The sequence below is a fragment of the Fulvimarina fulva genome, assembly GCF_039652615.1.
Lineage (GTDB): Bacteria > Pseudomonadota > Alphaproteobacteria > Rhizobiales > Rhizobiaceae > Fulvimarina.
Genome location: NZ_JBDJAC010000001.1, coordinates 304,096 through 323,498, shown reverse-complemented (window position 1 = coordinate 323,498; position 19,403 = coordinate 304,096). Strand labels below are relative to the sequence as shown.

The window sequence follows — 19,403 nt, the reverse complement described above, 5'->3', positions numbered from 1 at the left end:
GGGGAAGGCTGGTCACGATCTCAACTCAGCAAGCATCGTGCCAGGTTGCGCGATTTGCGCTCTTCCGGGCTTTTGCCGGTTCGACACAACGCTCCTACTCACATTCGTGGCGGGTTGCGCTCAAATGCGATGCAATGATTGCGCAATAAAAGTGCATGCAATTTTTGGAGACGCTGCTTATGCTTGCAACCATCCGTACACGCCACAGGAACACTCCGCCATGTCCTCAGCTTCCAAGCTCGAAGAACGCACCCTTCCGCCCGAAGCCGAAATCGTGCGTGACTATCTGGAAGCCTCCATGGTGCCCGACCCAGAGCGTGCGGCGACCTTTATGGCGCCCGATGTCGTCATCACCTTCACCGGCGGGCGCGTCTTCGATCATCCCTCCGGCCCCGCCGCCTTCAACGGGCGCCGCTACAACTGGGTGAAGAAGCGGATGGAGCAGTTCGACGTCGCCGAGGGTGCGGAAGGAACGATCGTCTACAGCGTCGGCACACTCTACGGCGAGTGGCCGGACGGAACGGCCTTCGAGGGCAATCGCTATGTCGATCGCTTCGTCGTCGAAAACGGCAAGATCGCCAAGATGGATGTCTGGAACGACAGCGCCGAGCGAATTCTCACCGCACGCGGCATCGAGGCCTAGCGATCCTGCCGCACGAGCTTCGCATAGGGTTCGAGGACGTCGAGATAGACGAACGGGCTGGTCTCGTCCGCCTTGATGAGCGCGCGGTCTGCGACGGCCGCGATGTGGCCGCGCATGGCGGAGCGTGCCTTTTCGAGATCACCGGACATCAGCCCGTCCATGATCGCGCGGTGCTCCTGAATCCCGCAATCGGAGGAATGGGGACGGGCAAACATCGCAAGGGTCAGTCCGCAGCGATAGGCGACCTCCTCGACATAGCGGATCAGGACGGGGCTCTTCGTCATCTGGGCGAGCAAGATGTGGAACTCGGTCGCGAGCCGGATGGAAACGGGCTCGGCGCCCTGCTCGGCCGCGACCTCCCTGTCGATATGCGCGTTGAGAGCCGCCCTGTCGTCCTCGGTAAGGGTCTCGCCGAGACGCTGGATGACCAGATCCTCGATCTGGGCGCGGAGTTCGAAGAGATCGCGCGCTTCTTCGAGACTCGGCGCGGCGACGGCTGCGCCCCGGTTGCGGCGCAGCTCGACGAGCCCCTCTGCCGCGAGCCGTTCCAGCGCCTGCCGGACCAGCGTTCGGCTCGCCCCGAAACGCTCGCCGAGCGAATCCTCGGGCAGTTTCATGCCGGGTAACAGGGCCCGCTCCAGGATTGCCGCGCGGAGCGCGCTGCAGATCTGTTCCGTTCGGTGCTTGTTCGACTTGGGCACGGCTTTGAACGCTACGAGTTGGACCCTGACTGCGACGTCCCTAGCCGGTTTGCGGAGCCCGTACCAGTGGCCGATCTTGTTGGGGACGGTCCGGCCATACACGCTTTTTGAAAGTATGCCATGACAGCGATGATCACGACCCCAAGCCGGCTTGCCAGCGAAGCCGGCGCGAATGTTCTGAAGGCCGGCGGCAACGCCATCGAGGCCGTCGTCGCCGCGGCGGCCGTCCTGACGGTGGTCTATCCGCACTTTTGCGGGCTCGGCGGAGATGCCGTCTGGATGATCGCCGGAGAAGCCGGCGAGCCGACCTCCCTTCTCGGCATCGGACAAGCGGCCGCCTCCGCACGGCCTGGCTTCGCACCAAGCGTTCGCGGCGCCGGATCGACGCTGACCAGCGCGGGCCTCGTCGATTCCTGGGGGCGCGCCCTTTCTCATTCGAACGAGCACTGGGACGGCACCCATGCGCTGACGGATCTGCTCGTCCCCGCAATCGGTTATGCGCGTGAAGGTTTCGCGATGAGCCCGTCGCAGCGTTTCTGGCTCGATATGCGCCGATCCGAGCTTGCCGAATGGCCCGGATTCTCGGCGTCGTTTCTGGACGGCGGGGCCGTGCCGGAGGTAGGCTGGCATTTCCGTCAGCCGGCGCTCGCGGACACTCTGAGCGCGATCGCCGAGGATGGGACGCGCAGCTTCTACGAAGGCCGGCTTGCTAAACGCATCGCTGAAGGGCTCACCCGGGCAGGCTCGCCCCTCACCGCGGCCGATTTGGCGGCAACCCGCAGCGAATTTTCCACGCCGATCACGGTGCGGTACCGGGACATCGATCTCTACGCGCCGCCGCCGCCCTCGCAGGGGCTTGCAACGCTTGCGACCATGGGCATCCTCGATCGCATCGAACTCGAGGGTTTGAAGGAAAGCGGCGCCGACCACATCCATCTCGTCATCGAAGCGATCAAGCAGGCATTTCTACATCGCGGCAAGATCGCCGATCAGCCGATCGGCGAAGCCGGTCTGGAGACCCTCCTCTCCGCTCCGACACTCGACACGATGGCCGCTGCGATCGACCGGGACCGCGCCCTGCCCTGGCCGTATCCTCGCAAGCAAGGCGACACGGTCTATATCGGGGCAGTCGACGCAAAAGGCCGATGCGTCAGCATGCTCCAAAGCACTTATTTCGACTGGGGCAGCGGCGTGGTCGTCGGCGATACGGGGATCATCTGGCACAATCGCGGTGCCGCCTTTTCGTCCGATCCCAACCATCCGAACGCCGTCGCGCCCGGCAAGCGGCCGTTCCACACGCTCAATCCTGGCCTCTCCATGGAGGGCGGCCGACCTTGCCTCCTATACGGCACGCAAGGGGCGGACGGCCAGCCGCAGACGCTGGCTCTTCTTCTCACCCGTCTCCTCGCCTTCGGAATGTCACCCGCCGAAGCTCTTCGCGGCCCGCGCTTCCTCCTCGGCAAGACGTTTTCGAACCAGGCCGACAGCCTGAAGATCGAAGCCGATTTTGGCGACACGGTTCTGAACGATCTCCAACGTCGCGGCCACGATCTCGTGGTAACCGAGGCGCAAAATCCGCTGTTCGGCCAAGCCGGCGTCATTAGGATCGCACCGGACGGAAGCTTGAGAGGCGCCCACGATCCGCGCAGCGACGGAATCGCTCTGACGGTCTGAGGTCATTCCCACGGCGTGATCTGATGAAAAAGCCTGGACCTGTCCGCGATGCCCGAGACTACGCTCGCGGGCTGCGTCAAACAGCTTTCGCTCAGCGCGCCGCCAGATGTGAGCGGCCGCGGCTGCGGTAGGTCCCGTCGCCCCTAGAACCGCGCATCTCCCCATCGTGGATCATCACCTTGCCGCGGAGGATGGTCGTGACCGGCCAGCCGGTCAGTTCGAGCCCCTCATAGGGCGTATAGTCTGCGCCATCATGCATCTCGGCATGGCGAACCGTGCGCACCTTTTTCGGATCCCAGATCGTGAGATCGGCGTCGGAGCCGATCGCGATCGTCCCTTTCCGCGGATAGAGGCCGTAGGTCTTCGCCTGATTGGTCGCGGTCAGAGCGACGAAACGGGACAGATCGATCCGGCCCTTCACCACACCTTCTGAGAACAGGATCGGTAGCCTCAGTTCGACGCCCGGAATACCGTTCGGGATATGACGGAAGTTCTCGCGACCCTTCGGATTGAGCTTGCCCTCCGGATCGTCGTAGCGGAACGGGCAGTGATCGGACGAAAAGAGATCGAAGACACCCCGTTCGATGCCATCCCAACAGGCCTCCTGGCTCTCCTTGTCGCGCGGCGGCGGCGAACAGACGAATTTGGCGCCCTCCCAGTCCATGCCGTCGAGATCGTCTGCGGTCAGCATCAGATACTGGGGACAGGTCTCGCCGATCACCTTGCGGCCCCGCCGCCGCGCCCGCTCGATCTCCTCCATGGCCTCGCCGTTCGAGACGTGAACGATGACAAGCGGCACGTCGGCAACCTCGGCAAGCGAAACGGCGCGATGGGTCGCCTCACGTTCCACCGCGATCGGACGGGTCGAGGCGTGGGATTTCGGCGCGAGCTCGCCGTCTGCTTCGTGCCGACCGATCAGATAGCGGATGGCATCCTCATTCTCGCAGTGGACCATGACCAGCGCGCCGGTGCGCCGGGCGACGTCCATCGTGTCGAGGATCTCGGCATCGCTCAGGCGGAGCGCCTCGTAAGTCATGAACACCTTGAAGGAGGTGTAACCATCCTCGACCAGGGCCGGAAGTTCCTGCCCGAGCACCGAGGGCGTCGGATCGGAAATGATCAGGTGAAAGGAGACGTCGGTATAGCAATTGCCTTCCGCCAGCCCGTGGTAGTGCTTCAGCGCCTCGCGAAGACTTTGCCCTTTTTCCTGCAGACAGAACGGCAGGATGGTCGTGTTGCCGCCGAACAGCGCGGAACGCGTGCCGCTCTCGAAATCGTCGGCCATGACGATGCCGTCGCCTGACGGCTGCGCGATATGCACGTGGCTATCGATGCCTCCGGGAAGGACATATTGACCGGACGCGTCGATCTCCGCCTTCGCTTCGCCGAGATCGCGCCCGATCTGGACGATGACACCATCTTTCACCGCGATATCCGCGAGATAGACGTCGGAAGCCGTGGCGATGGTGCCATTTCGGACGATGAGATCGAAGACCATGAGCGTTTTTTTCGGTGCGAAAGGAGAAGAGATGCGGGCGGTTCAGATCAGCGGTTCGAGCGCGCCAATCAGGCGGTCGACCTCGTCATGGGTGTTGTAGTGAACCATCGACACGCGCACGACGCCGTTGCGGCCGGATAGGCCCAGATTGTCGATCAGGCGCCGGGCGTAGAAGTCGCCAAACCGAATCCCGATCTTGTGCCCGTCGATCCGGTCGACGACGGATTTCGAACTCTGTTCGCCGACGGTGAAGCTCACGGTAGCCACCCTCTGGTCGATCGCATCGGTCTTGCGGCCGATGACGCGGATCGAGTTGTGGCTTCCCAGGTAATCGAGAAGCCGTGCGGTGATTGCACGCTCGTGTTCGGCGATATCGGCAAAGCCGGCCTCGATCGCGTTTCGGCCGTTCGCCGCGCCGGCATGGCCGCCGAGTTCCTTGACGTAGTCGATGGCCCCGACCGAGCCATGGGCAAGCTCGTAATTGATGTTGCCGGGCTCCAGCTTGTGCGGCACGGAGTCCTTGCCGAAGAAGAAGTGATAGATGTTGTCGAGTTCGAGCAGCTTCTCGCGCTTGCCCCACATGACCGCAAAATGCGGACCGAACACCTTGTAGGTGCTGAAGACGTAATAGTCGCAGCCGAGGGCCTGAACGTCGATCGCACGATGCGGCGCATAGGCTACGCCGTCGACGCAGACCTCCGCTCCGCCTTCATGAGCAATCTTCGAGATTTCGGCGATCGGATTGATCGTGCCGAGGATGTTCGAGGCGTGGGTCACGCAGACGAGTTTCGTGCGCTCGCTCATCAGGTTTCGCAGATCGGCCGGGTCGAGCTCGAAGGTCTCCGGATCGCATTTCCAGACCTTGATCTTGCCCCCTCGCGCCTCGTGCTTCAGCCACGGCCCGATATTGGCTTCGTGATCGGTGTCGGTGACGATGATTTCATCGCCTTCGGAGAGCTTGCCGGTCAGTCCCTCCGACAGGATGCGGATCAGCATCGTCGTCGAAGCGCCCATCACGATCTCGCCGGCATCTTCCGCGTTGACATATTCGGCGAAAGCTTGGCGCGCCGCTCGAACCCGCGCCGTCGAACGCTGGCTTGGCTCGTAGCTCGCCCCGGTCTGAACGTTCGACGTCAACAGGTAGTCGGAGACACGCTCAGCCACCCGCGAAAGAACCTGGCTTCCGCCCGCATTGTCCATGAAGATCCATTCGCCTGAAAGCGCGGGAAACTGACCACGGACGAAGTTCATATCGAGTGCCATGCCGGGATGCTTTCTTGTCGTGTGTTCGAGGCGGTTTGCGCCTAATGATTGAGAACGGCATCGAGGAACGCGCGGGCCCGCTCGTTCTTCGTTGCCGTGAAGAAGCTGTCCGGCGTTGCGATCTCCTTGATCTCACCGGCCTCCATGAAGACGATCCGGTCCGCGACCTGCCGGGCAAACCCCATTTCGTGGGTCACAAGAACAAGGGTCACTCCCTCGCCCGCCAGGCCCTTGATGACGTCGAGAACCTCGCCAACCATCTCCGGGTCGAGCGCTGAGGTCGGCTCATCGAAGAGTAGGATCCGCGGCTCCATTGCGAGCGCGCGGGCGATCCCGACACGCTGCTGCTGTCCGCCCGAGAGCTGGCTCGGATATTTGTCGGCCTGCTCGCCGATCCCGACCCGTTCCAGCAGACGGCGTGCACGGTCCCGTGCATCGTTCCAGGAAAGCTTTCGGACGCGGACCGGCCCCAGCGCCACATTGTCGAGGATCGTGTGGTTGGGAAAGAGGTTGAACGCCTGGAAGACCATCGCGACCTCCTGGCGAACGCTCTGAAGCTTACGCCCCTTCTCGACACGGATCCCGTCCACGTGGACATCCCCTGCGTCGTATTCCTCCAGGAGGTTGATACAGCGGATGAGGGTCGATTTGCCCGAACCCGACGGCCCAAGAAGGACGACCACTTCGCCGCGTGCGATCTCGAGATCGATACCCTTGAGGGCTTCGAACTTGCCGAAGCGCTTGCTGACGCCAGCCATGGTGATGATGGGTGCCACGGTCATCAACGCCCACCTCGTTTCGAATAGCGCGCCTCGAAAACGGCAACGAGCCTGACAAGGGGCAATAGCAGGATGAGGTAGAGGATCGCCGCGCCGATCAGTGGTGTGGGATTTGCGGCAAGCGCCTGCGCCTGCGTTGCCTGTTTCAGAAGGTCCGGAAGCGCAACCACGGATGCGAGCGCCGTGTCCTTGAGAACATTGATCGAGTTGTTTGTAAGCGGAGGAATGACGATGCGAATGGCCTGCGGCAAGACGACGTCACGCATCAGATCGAAGCGACCGAGACCGATCGACTGGGCTGCCTCGAATTGTCCGCGTGGGACAGCCTCGATGCCCGCGCGATAGATTTCCGCGGTATAGGCGCTGGAAATCATTGTGAGCGCGGCCGTCGCCGAAGCGAAAGCCGAGAGTCTGATCCCGACGAACGGCAGAGCATAGTAGACGATCACAAGCCAGACGAGAACCGGGATCGCACGGAAGATGTCGATGTAGGCAATAGAGAGAAAGCGAACCGGGCCGGGGCCGTAGAGCCTTGCAATCGCAAGGACAAGCCCTCCGATCAGGCCGAGGACAATCGAAAGGACGCCGAGCGCGATGGTCCGCCACAAGCCTTCGAGAAGAAGAGGGTAGTAGCGCACGAGAACGTCGATGTTGAAGAAGGTGGAGACGATGTCCATCGAAGCTTCAAAGTCTCATTTTAAGTCTGCCGGCCTTCAGCAGACATTCCCGGCTGGAGAGCGAACCGGACGCCAATCGCGGCCCGGTTCGCACGATGCTAGACGAAGACGCTCGGCGTCAGGACTTCGGCTTCGGCATGTCCATCACGGTCACGGTGCTGGTCGTCTCCTCCGGAGCCGTGCCGAACCATTTCTCGTGCAGCTGCGCGATGTAGCCCTCGTTCTTCAGCGTCGTCAGAACTTCGCTGGCTTTCGTAGCGAGTTCGGAATCCTTGGCAAACATCATCGAGTACTGCTCACCGGTCTTAAGACGCTCGACGACTTCCATCTCCGGCTTGTCGCGCAGGTAATAGGCGACAGCTGGGATATCCGAAACATACGCGTCGATCCGGCCTGCGGCGAGGTCGAGCATTGCGGGATTGAGGCCCTCATAGCGGGAGATTCCGGCAAGTCCCCATTCGCTTTCGCGTTCGGTTGCATACTTGTCTCCGGTCGAACCTGTATCGACTCCGACAGTCTTTCCCTTGAGATCGGCTGTGCTTTTTATCCCGGAGTCTGTGCCCGTCGAGAGCGACTGATCGCTGTCGTAATAAGGCTGGGCGAAGGAAACCGACTGCAGGCGTTCGTCGGTGATCGTGATCGACGAGATCGCGACGTCGATCCGTCCGGACTGGACGGCAGAAAACAGGCCGTTGAATGGAATATTCTGAATGTCGACTTCGTCGTAGCCCAGACGATCGGCGACCTCCTCCAGAAGTTCGACTTCGAACCCGACGATCTCGCCGCTCTCATCCTGGAACTCCCAGGGAACGTTTCCAACGTTGGCGCCCGCCGTCAGCGTCTCGGCGTGGGATGCTGTCGCAGCAAGACCAGCCGAAGCCAGCGTGAAGGCGATCAATGACTGTCTAATCATGGCAAAACCTCATGGTCGGGTCCGATCGGGTTCAAATCTGCTTGCGAAAAAGGCATGTCGCCTATTTCTAATGCATGCAATTTGAATTGCTAATTGTATGCACTTTTCCAGGCGCAGCGGAAGGGGGTGGCTGAGTAAATCTCGCGTCAGTCAAATTATCATCTGGCCAGAAGCTGTACCGTGCCCGTGCCTTGAGCTTTGGCTGGGATCGGCCTTTGTCGTCAGAAAGCGATATACGGGGCCAGGATCGACGAAAGATCGCGTCGATCTTCTCTCTTGGAGTGAACATGGGCGCGTTGCGCGACCGCACCCAGATGGTGAGTCATCGCCTCGGCAGCCATTTTCGCATCTCCCGCTTCGAGCGCATCGACGATTTGTCGATGCTCCTCGATCGCGCAATCGTTCGAGTGCGGGCGACCATAGGCGGAAAGCGCCAGACCGCTGCGATAGGCCACCTCAGTCACATATCGCTGGAGGATTGGGCGCCCTGTCATCTCAGCAAGAATGACATGGAAATCGGTGGCAAGACGGATCGATTCAGAGTCGCTTGTGAGATCTGCTTTCGCCTGATCGGAGATATGACCGCGCAACCGTTTGATCTGCTCGGGTGTGATCGACGCGGCGAGGCAGTCCGCAACCAGCGCTTCCAGGGCGATCCGTATCTCGAACGTGTCGCGAGCTTCCTCGATCGTCGGTGTCGCGACGACGGCGATACGGTTGCGCCTCAGATTGACAAGCCCCTCGGCAGCCAATTGCCCAAGGGCCTGACGGGCTATGGTACGGCTGACGCCGAAGCTTTCGCCGAGAGAGTCCTCAGGCAGCCTGTCTCCCGGTGACAGGGCACGTTCGATGATTGCCCTGCGCAAGGCTGCGCAGATGACAATCACGCGGTCGATCGAGGCCTTCTTGGACGTCATATTGTATACCGTTCGGCTGGGTCGCCCGTTCCTAAAGCCGATCGTCGATCATGCAAACAGGCCAAGCAAGCGAAGCTTTACGAAAAGCGCCGACCAGCCGGCTACGATCGGCAGCCGGTCTTCCCTGCTTTGTGAAGATCTGAACACGCCTCAATTCGAACGATGCCGCACACTCGAAGTATCCGGCTCGATGCCAGATAGGAGTCGGGTAGCGAGATGCCTCGAAGTCAGATGCATCGAGGTCCGCGAAAAGCAGCGCCCCCGTCGGTGTCTTCTGCCTTCGCCAGCGCCCTGCCGTCGGGCGTGACAACAATCAATAGTCCTCATAGACGAAGCGCTCGTCTTGGCCGCAGAGGTCGGCATAGGCGGTGAAAACTGGTTTTCAAAAGCGCAAACCGGGCCGACGCTTTGCGCGATAAACCGGGCTACATTGCGTTCTGACAGGGCTGTTGCCGGCTTCTGTCTGGATCGCACAGAACAACGATCCAGCTATGGCTGCTATCGGGATCCTCGATCGGCCGGGCTAACGACAGAAATGGGCGGAGAGCCGACTGACGAGTTTCGTAAGAACCGAGCCGTACGGAGAAGGCCTGCTTAAGGTAGCAGATGACGGAATGTTATCGCTCGGAATAAGTCTCAATATTGAGGCTTTCGAGCATCGTGTTCGCAGCCGCGATGACCTCGTCGACGACAGCGCGCTTTTCCACGGACAAGTGGGCGTAGATCGGTCCGTCAAGGTTGCTTCTTTGCACTTCGTGTTTCTCGTCCATCGCCGCCAACTTCCTCAAGCCCTCCGCGCAGATCACCCGGAACCGAGCGGCCGCCTGCGAGCCGATCAGGCGGGCATCGCGAACCGTCATCGGTCCGAAGCTTGCGTGAACGAATTCAGGGCAACATCGGGCCGTCGACTAATGGCTGAGGATAGCATTGAACTGCCGGGGCAAGCGCATCGCAAAGCGCCACCCGGAACCCCAGCGCGTTATGTAACGCGGACGTCGCGCTCTCGGCTGCAGTTGCGATCCGCCTGGAACATCGATGGAAAATTGACCACGACTCGATCCCTCACAATTGGATCGGAGATGATTCTCTGGTCGCATGAATGATTTAGGAGGAGGCCTTTCGAGGGCTTACCATGGCGGAGAGGAAGGGACTCTCCCCCACAATAGCCAAAATCCCGCAAATCCAGCGATCGCCCGGAACGACCACACAAACCTGCGATACACCGCACGATACACGGAGCCCAGCGCTATCGATGAAGCGTTGAAGATAGCGTACGCCTCGGAGGGCGCGCGTGCCCCGGAAATCATGTCCGGACGAGATGGCATCCGGAAAGTGTGAGAGAATTGCAGCGAGACCGCAATCACCTGCGCTCGTCCGGCAAGAAGGAGCGGATGTCGGCGAGGCCGACGACATGGCAGTAGATCATGTTGATGATCGTCAGTTCATGCCGGTGGAGCTCGTCGGTCGCAGCCGCACAGCAGTCCTCGACGACGAGTGTGTCGAAGCTTTCGTCGGCAAGGCTGCGGACGGTCGACGAGATGCACTGGTCGGTAAAGATGCCGGCGACGATTACCCGCTCGATGCCCATGTTGTGGAGGATCATCCTGAGATTGGTCCCGGTCAGCGCGCTGTCCGTCGTCTTGAGGACGGTGATCTCGTCGCCCTCGGGCTGGAGCTCGGGCACCAGCAGGCTTTCCTCGCTCTTGTAGGGCATCAGGAGGTAGTTGAAGCCGGGCTTCTTCTGGCTGAGGGAGCGGTCCCGGCCGTCGTCCTTGAGACAGGCAATGCGGGCAAAGACAGTCTCGATTCCGGTCTTACGCGCAAACGCAATGAGCTCGGCGGTGTTCGGGATGACGGTCTCGTGCATCCGCTTGCGAAACGGCGCCCAGCGCTCGGCCTCCGTCGGATCGTCTGGTACGTCCAGATATGTGTTCTGGACATCGATCACGAGAAGCGCGGTCTTGTCCGGCTCGATGACGATATCGGCCGGTTCCTCTGCGTGCTCATAGTAGAAGGAGCGAAACGCGGTTTTCCAGGTCATGGGCGGCGGCCCCTCATCGGCCTGACTGTGGTCGGTGGTGAGAAAGCGGCTCAGCTTACATTTCCGCGATCGCTTCCACCGATTCCGGCAAGATCTGGCCGCCATCGACGATGATGGTCTGACCGGTGATGTAGGAGGCCTCGTCGGAGGCGAAGAACAGGGCGGCATTGCCGATATCCTCCACCGCGCCGAGACGCTTCAGCGGGATCGAGGCCGCCATCGTCTTCAGGTAGTCTTCGCCGAGATCCTGAAGCCCTTCGGTATAGATATTACCCGGCATCACCGCGTTGATCGTCACGCCGTAGCGGGCGAGCTCCATCGCGGCAGTCTTCAGGAAGCCGAGCTGGCCGGATTTCGAGGCGCCGTAATGGGCCCAGCCCGGATAGCCGGTCACAGGCCCGGTTATGGAGGAGGTGAGCACCACGCGTCCCTTGCCGGCCTTTTCGAAGACCGGGATCGATGCTTTGACGCAAAGAAAGCTGCTCTTCAGATTCGTCGCCATCACCTGATCCCACTCGGAGGGATCCATGTCGACCATCTTGGTTTGCGGGAATGCGCCGGCATTGGCGCACATCACATCGAGGCCGCCGAAGGCCTCGACCGTCGCCGCGACGAGACCCTGAACCGCATCCCAGTCGGAGACATCGCAGAGGTTATATTCGGCCGTGCCGCCGCTTTCGCGGATTTCGGCGACGGCGGCCCTGGCCGCCTGCTCGCTGCGTCCGGCAATCATCACCTTCGCGCCTTTAGCAGCAAAGACCTTCGCAATGCCCCGGCCGATGCCTTTTGAGCCGCCGGTGACGATGACACTTCGATCCTTGATTGAGGTCAGCATGACGTTTCTTCCTGTTCGAGTTCGTTCGGGATCAGGCCGATCTGGTCGACCGGACGCGGTTGATGGCGAGCGGAACGGTAATGGCGAGAAGCAGGAGGACTGCCGATGCGAAGACGGAAAGCATGCCCACGGTCGGAACAAGCGGGGAATAGCCTGAAACCATCTTGGCGTAGAGCCATTCGGGCAGCGTCGAATCCGCGCCGGTGGTGAACAGCGACAGCGGGAAGTTCCCCCAGCTCAGGAGGAAGGCAAAGAGCGCAGCCGAGACGATGCCCGGCATCAGGAGAGGAAGCGTAACCTCCATCAGCGTCTGTGGTGTCGAGCAGCCCATGTCGCGAGCCGCTTCCTCCAGCGCCGGATCGAAGCTGTAGGCCCGGATCGCGATGATCAGCGTGGTGATCGGCGTAATCCAGACGAGATGGGCGACAACCGCCGTCTTCCAGCTCGGCACGATGCCAATCGCGTTGAACCACATGAGGAGCGCGAGCCCGAGCACCGTCTGGGGAAAGAAGATCGGCAGAAGCACGAATTTCTGGAAGAGCTTGCGATAACGCCAGGAATAGCGCGCGAAAGCGAGCGCTCCGAAGGTTCCGGCGACGACTGATATTGCTGTCACGATCGCGGCGGTGAGCAGCGAGGTAATGAGCAGATCGGCGACCGTACCGCTGGTCAGCGCCTCACCATACCATTCGAAGGCATATCTGCGGACGGGGAAGCTCAGATAGCGCGACTTCGAAATCGAGGCGAAACCGACCGAAAGCAGCGGCAAATAGAGCGCAAGAAGGATCAGGACGCCATAGAGGTAGAGCGAGGCGGTGAGGAGACGGGTGGTTTTCATCAGCCTCTCCTCCCCATGATCGTGTCGAGATCGATGCGGTTGATCGTGACAATCGCGAGCACCGCGACGATGGCGATCAGCGTCATGGAGAGGGCGGAACCGAGCGGCCAGTCCTGTCCGTAGGTGAATGCAGTCTCAACCTCGGCCGCCATGACGATGACCTGCGATCCGCCGAGCAGTTTGGCTTCCGCGAGCGCGCCCGTCGCCAGCACGAAGCTGAACAGGCTACCGACGACAATGCCGGGCGCCGAGAGCGGCAGATCGATTTCGGTCAGGATCTGCCAGCGGCTCGCCCCAAGATCGAGAGCGGCCTGTCGCGCGTCGTCCGGCACCATCGCGATCCCCTGCGCAAGCGGGAACAGCATAAAGGGGAAGTAGACGTAGACGAGGCCGAAGACGATGACTGGCACGTTGTACAGGGCACCTTCGAGGCCGCCGCCGAACCAGTGACCGAGATAGCCGTCGATCAGCCCGCCCTTCATTAGCGTCAGCACCCAGCCGAACAGACGGATGTTCTCCGAAACGAAGAGCGTGAGGACCACGCCGATCGTGAGGACCAGCGTAAAGCGCTTGAAGATCTTTGCCATTGCGAAAGCGAGCGGCCAGCAGACGACGAAGAGGACCACCGTCGCAGCAAGCGCCATGGACAGCGACCAAAGGAGCGAGCGCCAGTAGCCCCGCGAGACAAGGGTTCCGTAGGCCGAGAAATCCGGCAGATGGAAAAGTGAGAAGACGCCCTGCGGCATCGTCGAAAACGCTGCGACCACCAGGAGCGGCGCAACGAAGCAGAGGAAGAGAAGCAGTGCGGCCGGAAGTGCACAGAGCGCACCCAACCGTCTCTGGAGCGCGTCCATCGCGTCAGTCCTTCTCGATCAGATGGGTGTCGGCGGTGTCGAAACCGAGCCGCACACGTTCGCCTTTGTGAAGCGGCATGGCCCCGTTCTGGACGACCTCCACGATGAGCGGCTTTTCCCCGCCGCAATCGATTTCGTACTGGCGACGCGAGCCAAGCAGGAAGGTGGCCGAGATGGTGCCTTCGGTTGTAAAAGCCGCGTTCTCGCCGGGTTCCAGAACGCGGACCTTCTCCGGTCGAACCATGAGATGCGCGCCCTCTTTCGCGTGAAGACCCTTGTTGGCGGCAGCGGTTTCGTCGACGGTCAGACCGGAAAAGGCGTGCTTCCCGCTATTCGGATCGGCGGCGAAAAGGTTCACCTCACCCATGAATTCCGCGACGAACCGGCTCGCGGGTCGGGAGTAGATGTCTTCACCCCGGCCGATCTGCTCGAAACGGCCCCTGCGCATGATAGCAATGCGATCCGACATCACCATGGCCTCTTCCAGGCTGTGGGTGATGTAGATGAAGGTCTTGCCGGTGCGCTGGTGGAGGTCCTTCAGCTCCTTTTCCAGCGTCTTGCGCAGACGGTAGTCGAGAGCCGAGAGCGGTTCGTCGAAAAAGAGGATTTCCGGATCGAAGGCAAGCGCCCGCGCCAGCGCGATACGCTGGCGCTCGCCGCCAGAGCACTCGTTGATGCGCTTGCCGTAATAGCTCTCCGGAAGGCGCAGCAGCGTTAGAAGTTCGAGGGCCCGCTCTTTTCGCTTGGCCGGATCGACCTTCCGAACCTTCAGCGGAAACTCGATGTTCTGACCCACCGTGCGATGGGGGAAAAGCGCCAATGACTGGAAGACCATACAGGTCGGTCGCTTATTGGCCGGCACGGTGTCGAGCCGTTGCTGGCGCAGCCAGATCGTACCTTCGGTCTGCTCGTCCATGCCAACGAGGAGCCGGATGAGCGTCGTCTTGCCGCTGCCCGATGGTCCGACGATGGCGAGGAATTCGCCTTCCTGAACGGCGAGATCGACCGAGTCGAGCGCCGTAAAGCCGTCGAAGCTTTTTTGGAGCCCTGCGAGTCTCAGGATGGGATGGTCTTCGCTCATAGGTGTCCATGACTGGAAAGTAGGCCGGTGCCCCGCTGTTGACGGCGCGGGGCACTCGGGACTGGGGCTTCCGGCTGAGCCGGCAAGGCGATAAGATACAGGGAGCCGAATTTTCGGCGGCCTCAGGCGCGGCGCGCCTCGGTATAGATGCCGAACAGCTCGTCATAATCGGCGACGACGGCGTATTCGGCCGAGCGCGCCATCTCTTCCTCGAGACTGTCCCACTGGATCGCGTCGAGTTCTTCCTCGTTCCAAAGAGAACGCACCTCTTCGGCTCCCATCTGGGCGACCGGGTTGTAAGTGCCTTCGGCAAAGCCGACCGCCTTGCAGATCTCCGGCTGCTGGACGAATTCGAGGAAGTCGGACGCAAGTGGCGAAGGATTGGGATTGTTGACGAGCGAAGTCAGCTCGATCCAGGCGACACCTCCCTTGCCGTCGATCGGTCCGCTTTCCGGCGTGATGCCGCGAATATTGGCGAAGCCGTCGAGACGTGCCGGGCTCGCAGTGTAAGTGCCGCCCGTAAAGTAGGCGTCGATCTCGCCATTGATGAGCGCGGTATTCATCGCAACGAGATCGGCACTTTTCAGGGCCGCATTGCCCATCACCTGCATTGCGATTTCGCGGAATTTCTCCTTCCCCGCAGCGTCCATCGGCTCGAATGGGTTGATATCGGCGGTTATCGCCAGATGGATCAGGTTCCAGTTGTCATAGGTGAGCACGCCGTAGCGGCCCTTCATCGCGGGATCCAGGAAGATCTTCCATCCCTCCTTTTCCGCGGTCTCGCGGCTGATCTTGTCGGTGTTCACCACGAAACTGAACGGGCCGTAGCGCTGGGGCATGCCGATAAGTTCATCGTCTTGCGAAAAGGCCAGCGGATAGGGCGGGCTGGAGAATTCCGGCGCCATCTTCTCGAAGAACGGCAGGAAGCGTTCCTTGTCGAGAGGCTTGATCAGATTCTCCGGAAGCAGCCGCTGACGGGCCCAGGGTTGGTTGAGGTTGACGAGATCCCAGACATTCACTTCGCCGGCGCGCAACTTGTTGATCATATCGGGATCAGACGTGCCGCTTTCGGCGCGGATCGTCGCGCCGGGATGAGCGCTGCGGAAGGGGCCGAGAACATCGTCGGTGTTGTAGCCCTCCCAGCACAGGATGTTCAGCTCGCCTTCGCGCTGGGCGAAAGCTGCCCGCGGGTTGCCGAGAATGGCCGCCGCGCCGAGCGCTCCGATGCCGCGGGTGAATGTGCGTCGGGAAATGTTCATGTCGCCTTGCCTCTTCGGATGGGTCGGCGGGACGTGCATTGGACGCACGGATCCGCCTTTCAGAAATCGACAGATGGGCCAGCCTGATTAATATGTGACCAGTGTTTTAATTCTGCGCAAAAAATATCTGAACACGCAAGTGAAAATGTTGAAGGACGCAGATTTTTTTTGTATCACACAGAAAATCAAGCGAGTTGAGGGAGGTCGAGCCCATGGCTGGACTGTACGAAGACCATTTCGTCGAAGCGCTGAAGACGGGCGTCCGATCTCTTCTCGGCGAGTGGGGCCTGCCCCCGGACGCCGAGGTCAGCCTCCTCAACCTTTCGGAAAACGCGACGTTTCTCGCGAGAGCCGACGATGTCTCCGATCCGATCGTGCTGCGTGTGCACCGGCCCAACTACCATAGCCTCGCTGAAATCTGCTCCGAACTCGATTGGATCAAAGCGCTGCGTCACGACGAAGTGGCCTCCACGCCGCCGGCGCTCGAGCGTCTTAGTGGCGAACGCATCGCTTCTTTCGAGCAGGCTGGAGAGACGCGCTACGTGGTTGCTTTCGGCTTTGCACCGGGTGCGGAGCCCACAGCCGACAGGGCGCTCGAGCCCGGCTTTGAAAGACTCGGCGCAATCAGCGCGCGATTGCACGACCATGCCAGAGCTTGGCGCCCCCCAGAGGGTTTCACGCGGAAGACTTGGCGCCACGAGACCATGTTGGGTGAGCGACCCCTCTGGGGCGACTGGCGGGCCGCGATGGGCTTGACGTGCGAAGGCAAGACGACCCTTGAGCGGACAAGCGCCGTTCTAAGTGAAAAACTCAACGCCTACGGCGAGGAGGAAGATCGCTTCGGCCTCGTTCACGCGGATCTGCGACTTGCCAACCTCCTGGTGAAGGACGATCGAACCACCGTCATCGATTTCGACGACTGCGGTTTCTCCTGGTTCGTCTACGACTTCGCCGCCGCGATCAGCTTCATCGAGGAAGAACCGTATATCCCGGCTCTCGCAGAGGCGTGGGTTCGCGGTTACCGGACCGTTTCGCCGCTTGGCGACGAGCATGTCGCGATGATCCCGACTTTCGTCATGCTGAGACGCATGCTCCTCACAGCGTGGCTTGCAAGCCATTCGGAGACGATGACCGCGCAGGAACTCGGGGCCGGCTACACGGCTGGGACCGTTCGCCTCGCGAAAGCCTTCCTGGCGAAGAATGGTGAGTGAAGTGAGCACCGTTAAGACGAAGAGAACGAGGCAAATCCTCGACATGAACGCCTTTCAGAGCGGTTCTGAAGGGGAAAACCGGCCGGTTCTCAAACGTCGGCTTTCCAATGCCGGCGCTCTTTCCGTGCTGTTCTACAAGGAGCCAATCGAGATGGTTGGCGCCAAGGGCGCGTGGATGCACGCGGCTGGAGGCGAACGCTATCTCGATTTCTACAATAATGTCCCGTCCGTCGGACATTGTCATCCGATGGTGGTCGAGGCCGTGTCCCGGCAGATGGGGCGGCTGAACATCCACTCCCGCTACCTGAACGCCGTGGTCGACGACTATCTTGAGCGACTGAAAGCCAAATTGCCGAGCCATCTCGCCAACATCGCCCTCACATGCACCGGGAGCGAGGCCAACGATCTTGCCTTACGCGTCGCGCAAAAGGCGAGCGGTGCGTGCGGCGTGATCGTGACGCAGACTGCCTATCACGGCAATACGGCGCTCACGACCGACATCTCTCCATCGGCGTTCAAGGAAGGGAGTCCGCCGAACAATGTCGTCGCTATCCCAGCGCCTTCGCGGCTGAATTTCGGCGACGAGATCGAGGCGGGTTTTGCAGCCTGCGTCTGCGAAGCGATCGAGACTCTGCGCGCGCGCGGCTATGGGCTTTCCGCCTTCATCTGCGACTCAATCTTTTCGAGTGATGGTGTCTTCGCAGATCCCGCAGGCTTCCTGAAGCCTGTCGTTGCGGCCGTGCACGAAGCTGGAGGCCTCTATATCGCGGACGAGGTTCAGCCGGGATTTGCCCGGACCGGCGATGGCTTCTGGGGCTTTGAGCGCCACGGCGTCTTGCCGGACATGGTGACGATGGGCAAGCCGATGGGCAACGGCTTTCCGATGGCCGGGCTTGCGGCGCGGCCGGATCATCTCGCGCACTTCGCCAGCACGATCGGCTACTTCAATACCTTCGGCGGCAATCCCGTCGCGGCGGCGGCGGGCGCGGCTGTCCTCGACGTCATCGAGGCGGAGGGGCTTCTGGCCAATGCCCATGCCGTGGGTCGCCACCTGATTGCGCGGCTTCGCGATCTCGCAGGTGATGACGAGCGGATCGCGACACCGCGCGGAGCCGGCCTCTTCATCGGCCTCGACCTCGTCGAAGAGGGGGATGAAACCCGGCCCGATGCAGAACTCGCGTCGGCTGTGATCAACGGCCTCAAACGCGAGCATGTCCTCATCGGCGCAGCCGGCCCTTACGGGCACACGCTGAAGATCCGTCCTCCGCTCTGCCTCACGCAGTCCGAGGCGGATATCTTCGTTGAACGCCTGCAAACCGTCATGAGGACCATCTGACACGACAGCGTCTTGCCAATCGCGTGGCGCTGGCGTTCAAGCGGGTATCGCGACCGTCTTCCATCTCGTGCGAAAGGCGAATGAGGGTTGAGCAAGAAATCAGACCGGCAGCGCGCAATCGTCGCGCGTCTCAGCTCCAACCCGGCGATGCGGGTGGGCGAACTCGCCGAGGAATTCGGCGTGACCGGCGAGACGATACGGCGCGATCTTGACGACCTGTCCGAAAGCGGCACGATCAGCCGAACCTATGGCGGCGCGGTCCTGCGCTCGGGCACCGAGCCGTCTCTCACCCAACGACACAACGAGCGGATCGAGGAAAGGCAGGCAATTGCCATCCGTGCCGCCGAGCGGCTGAAGGATGCCTCCGTCATTATGATCGGGTCCGGTGCGACGACGACCCATGTGGCGCGGCGGCTCGCGACCGTCCTCAGGAACGTCACCGTAATCACCCATGCCTTCAGTGTCGCGACCGTCCTGTCGATCAATCCGACGATCCGGGTGATGATCGTGCCGGGCATTTATCATCCGGGCGAAGGCGCGACCCATGGCGGCCAGGCCCTGCGCTTTCTTGAGGCGCTCAACGCCGACTGGGCGGTCATGGGAGCGAGCGGCCTGTCGCCGGAAGGTCCGAGCGACGCGCTGATCGAGGCCTCCGAGGTTTACGGCACGATGGTCGCTCGAAGTGCACGCAGGATGGTCGTCTGCGATTCGACGAAGTTCGATCGCCTGTTTACCGCCCGCTATGCACGCTGGAGCCAGATCGATCTTCTTGTCTCGGACACGTCTCCGAAAGGGCCGCTTGCTTCCGCGCTCCAACGCGAAAACGTTGAGATCGATGTGAGCGCACCGAGAGATCCATGGTGAGCGATCTGAACCGCCACGG

The 19,403-nt window shown here is 61.3% G+C and carries 19 protein-coding genes; 5 read left to right on the top strand and 14 right to left on the bottom strand.

The features are described from left to right. The first annotated feature begins 220 nt into the window (after window positions 1–220). Window positions 221–643 carry a nuclear transport factor 2 family protein gene (locus tag ABDX79_RS01475; RefSeq protein ID WP_346218479.1) on the top strand — a complete coding sequence of 141 codons (423 nt, stop codon included), beginning with the start codon at window positions 221–223 and terminating at the stop codon, window positions 641–643. Here ABDX79_RS01475 and ABDX79_RS01470 read toward each other — a convergent pair. Beyond that, window positions 640–1,344, bottom strand: coding sequence for a GntR family transcriptional regulator (locus ABDX79_RS01470; protein ID WP_346218478.1), 705 nt, complete (start codon window positions 1,342–1,344; stop codon window positions 640–642). The genes ABDX79_RS01475 and ABDX79_RS01470 overlap by 4 nt on opposite strands. Before the next feature lie 129 nt (window positions 1,345–1,473). Here ABDX79_RS01470 and ABDX79_RS01465 point away from each other — a divergent pair, with 129 nt between their 5' ends. Then, entirely contained in the window at window positions 1,474–3,018 is a 1,545-nt protein-coding gene (locus tag ABDX79_RS01465) for a gamma-glutamyltransferase family protein (protein ID WP_346218877.1), read from the top strand. 91 nt (window positions 3,019–3,109) lie between these two features. On the opposite strand, the gene hydA is transcribed toward ABDX79_RS01465, so the two are convergent. From hydA to ABDX79_RS01400, 13 genes are all read right to left on the bottom strand, one after another. Then, on the bottom strand, window positions 3,110–4,516 hold the full coding sequence (gene hydA / locus ABDX79_RS01460; protein WP_346218477.1) for a dihydropyrimidinase: 1,407 nt from the start codon (window positions 4,514–4,516) through the stop codon (window positions 3,110–3,112). 42 nt (window positions 4,517–4,558) lie between these two features. After that, a complete protein-coding gene (locus ABDX79_RS01455; protein WP_346218476.1) occupies window positions 4,559–5,779 on the bottom strand; it encodes a cysteine desulfurase-like protein in 1,221 nt (406 codons plus the stop codon). A 41-nt stretch (window positions 5,780–5,820) separates the two neighbouring features. Continuing rightward, window positions 5,821–6,561: an amino acid ABC transporter ATP-binding protein gene (locus ABDX79_RS01450; RefSeq protein WP_346218475.1), complete on the bottom strand. Its 741-nt coding sequence runs from the start codon at window positions 6,559–6,561 to the stop codon at window positions 5,821–5,823. Beyond that, window positions 6,561–7,235, bottom strand: coding sequence for an amino acid ABC transporter permease (locus ABDX79_RS01445; RefSeq protein WP_346218474.1), 675 nt, complete (start codon window positions 7,233–7,235; stop codon window positions 6,561–6,563). Before ABDX79_RS01445 ends, ABDX79_RS01450 begins: the two co-directional genes overlap by 1 nt. Window positions 7,236–7,353: 118 nt before the next feature. Continuing rightward, on the bottom strand, window positions 7,354–8,148 hold the full coding sequence (locus ABDX79_RS01440; RefSeq protein WP_346218473.1) for a transporter substrate-binding domain-containing protein: 795 nt from the start codon (window positions 8,146–8,148) through the stop codon (window positions 7,354–7,356). Window positions 8,149–8,369: 221 nt separating this feature from the next. Beyond that, window positions 8,370–9,065, bottom strand: coding sequence for a GntR family transcriptional regulator (locus tag ABDX79_RS01435; protein ID WP_346218472.1), 696 nt, complete (start codon window positions 9,063–9,065; stop codon window positions 8,370–8,372). A 617-nt stretch (window positions 9,066–9,682) separates the two neighbouring features. Beyond that, entirely contained in the window at window positions 9,683–9,925 is a 243-nt protein-coding gene (locus tag ABDX79_RS01430; protein WP_346218471.1) for a hypothetical protein, read from the bottom strand. A gap of 500 nt (window positions 9,926–10,425) precedes the next feature. Next, the gene (locus ABDX79_RS01425) at window positions 10,426–11,106 is read right to left on the bottom strand and encodes a cysteine hydrolase family protein (RefSeq protein WP_346218470.1); all 681 of its coding nucleotides are present in this window, start codon (window positions 11,104–11,106) and stop codon (window positions 10,426–10,428) included. Between the two features lie 55 nt (window positions 11,107–11,161). Further along, on the bottom strand, window positions 11,162–11,941 hold the full coding sequence (gene fabG, locus ABDX79_RS01420) for a 3-oxoacyl-ACP reductase FabG (RefSeq protein WP_346218469.1): 780 nt from the start codon (window positions 11,939–11,941) through the stop codon (window positions 11,162–11,164). 31 nt (window positions 11,942–11,972) lie between these two features. Continuing rightward, the gene (locus ABDX79_RS01415) at window positions 11,973–12,779 is read right to left on the bottom strand and encodes an ABC transporter permease (RefSeq protein WP_346218468.1); all 807 of its coding nucleotides are present in this window, start codon (window positions 12,777–12,779) and stop codon (window positions 11,973–11,975) included. Next, window positions 12,779–13,633: an ABC transporter permease gene (locus ABDX79_RS01410; protein WP_346218467.1), complete on the bottom strand. Its 855-nt coding sequence runs from the start codon at window positions 13,631–13,633 to the stop codon at window positions 12,779–12,781. The genes ABDX79_RS01415 and ABDX79_RS01410 overlap by 1 nt, the downstream gene beginning before the upstream one ends. Window positions 13,634–13,637: 4 nt before the next feature. Next, complete coding sequence (locus tag ABDX79_RS01405) at window positions 13,638–14,714, bottom strand: ABC transporter ATP-binding protein (RefSeq protein ID WP_346218466.1); 1,077 nt, start codon at window positions 14,712–14,714, stop codon at window positions 13,638–13,640. A gap of 122 nt (window positions 14,715–14,836) precedes the next feature. After that, window positions 14,837–15,973, bottom strand: a complete 1,137-nt coding sequence (locus ABDX79_RS01400) for an ABC transporter substrate-binding protein (RefSeq protein WP_346218465.1) — start codon at window positions 15,971–15,973, stop codon at window positions 14,837–14,839. A gap of 212 nt (window positions 15,974–16,185) precedes the next feature. Here ABDX79_RS01400 and ABDX79_RS01395 point away from each other — a divergent pair, with 212 nt between their 5' ends. The 3 genes from ABDX79_RS01395 (at window position 16,186) to ABDX79_RS01385 (ending at window position 19,384) form a co-directional block, all read left to right on the top strand. Further along, on the top strand, window positions 16,186–17,184 hold the full coding sequence (locus tag ABDX79_RS01395; RefSeq protein WP_346218464.1) for a phosphotransferase enzyme family protein: 999 nt from the start codon (window positions 16,186–16,188) through the stop codon (window positions 17,182–17,184). Between the two features lie 43 nt (window positions 17,185–17,227). Beyond that, complete coding sequence (locus tag ABDX79_RS01390) at window positions 17,228–18,520, top strand: aspartate aminotransferase family protein (RefSeq protein WP_346218463.1); 1,293 nt, start codon at window positions 17,228–17,230, stop codon at window positions 18,518–18,520. A gap of 87 nt (window positions 18,521–18,607) precedes the next feature. Continuing rightward, on the top strand, window positions 18,608–19,384 hold the full coding sequence (locus tag ABDX79_RS01385; protein ID WP_346218462.1) for a DeoR/GlpR family DNA-binding transcription regulator: 777 nt from the start codon (window positions 18,608–18,610) through the stop codon (window positions 19,382–19,384). The last annotated feature ends 19 nt before the right edge of the window (window positions 19,385–19,403 follow it).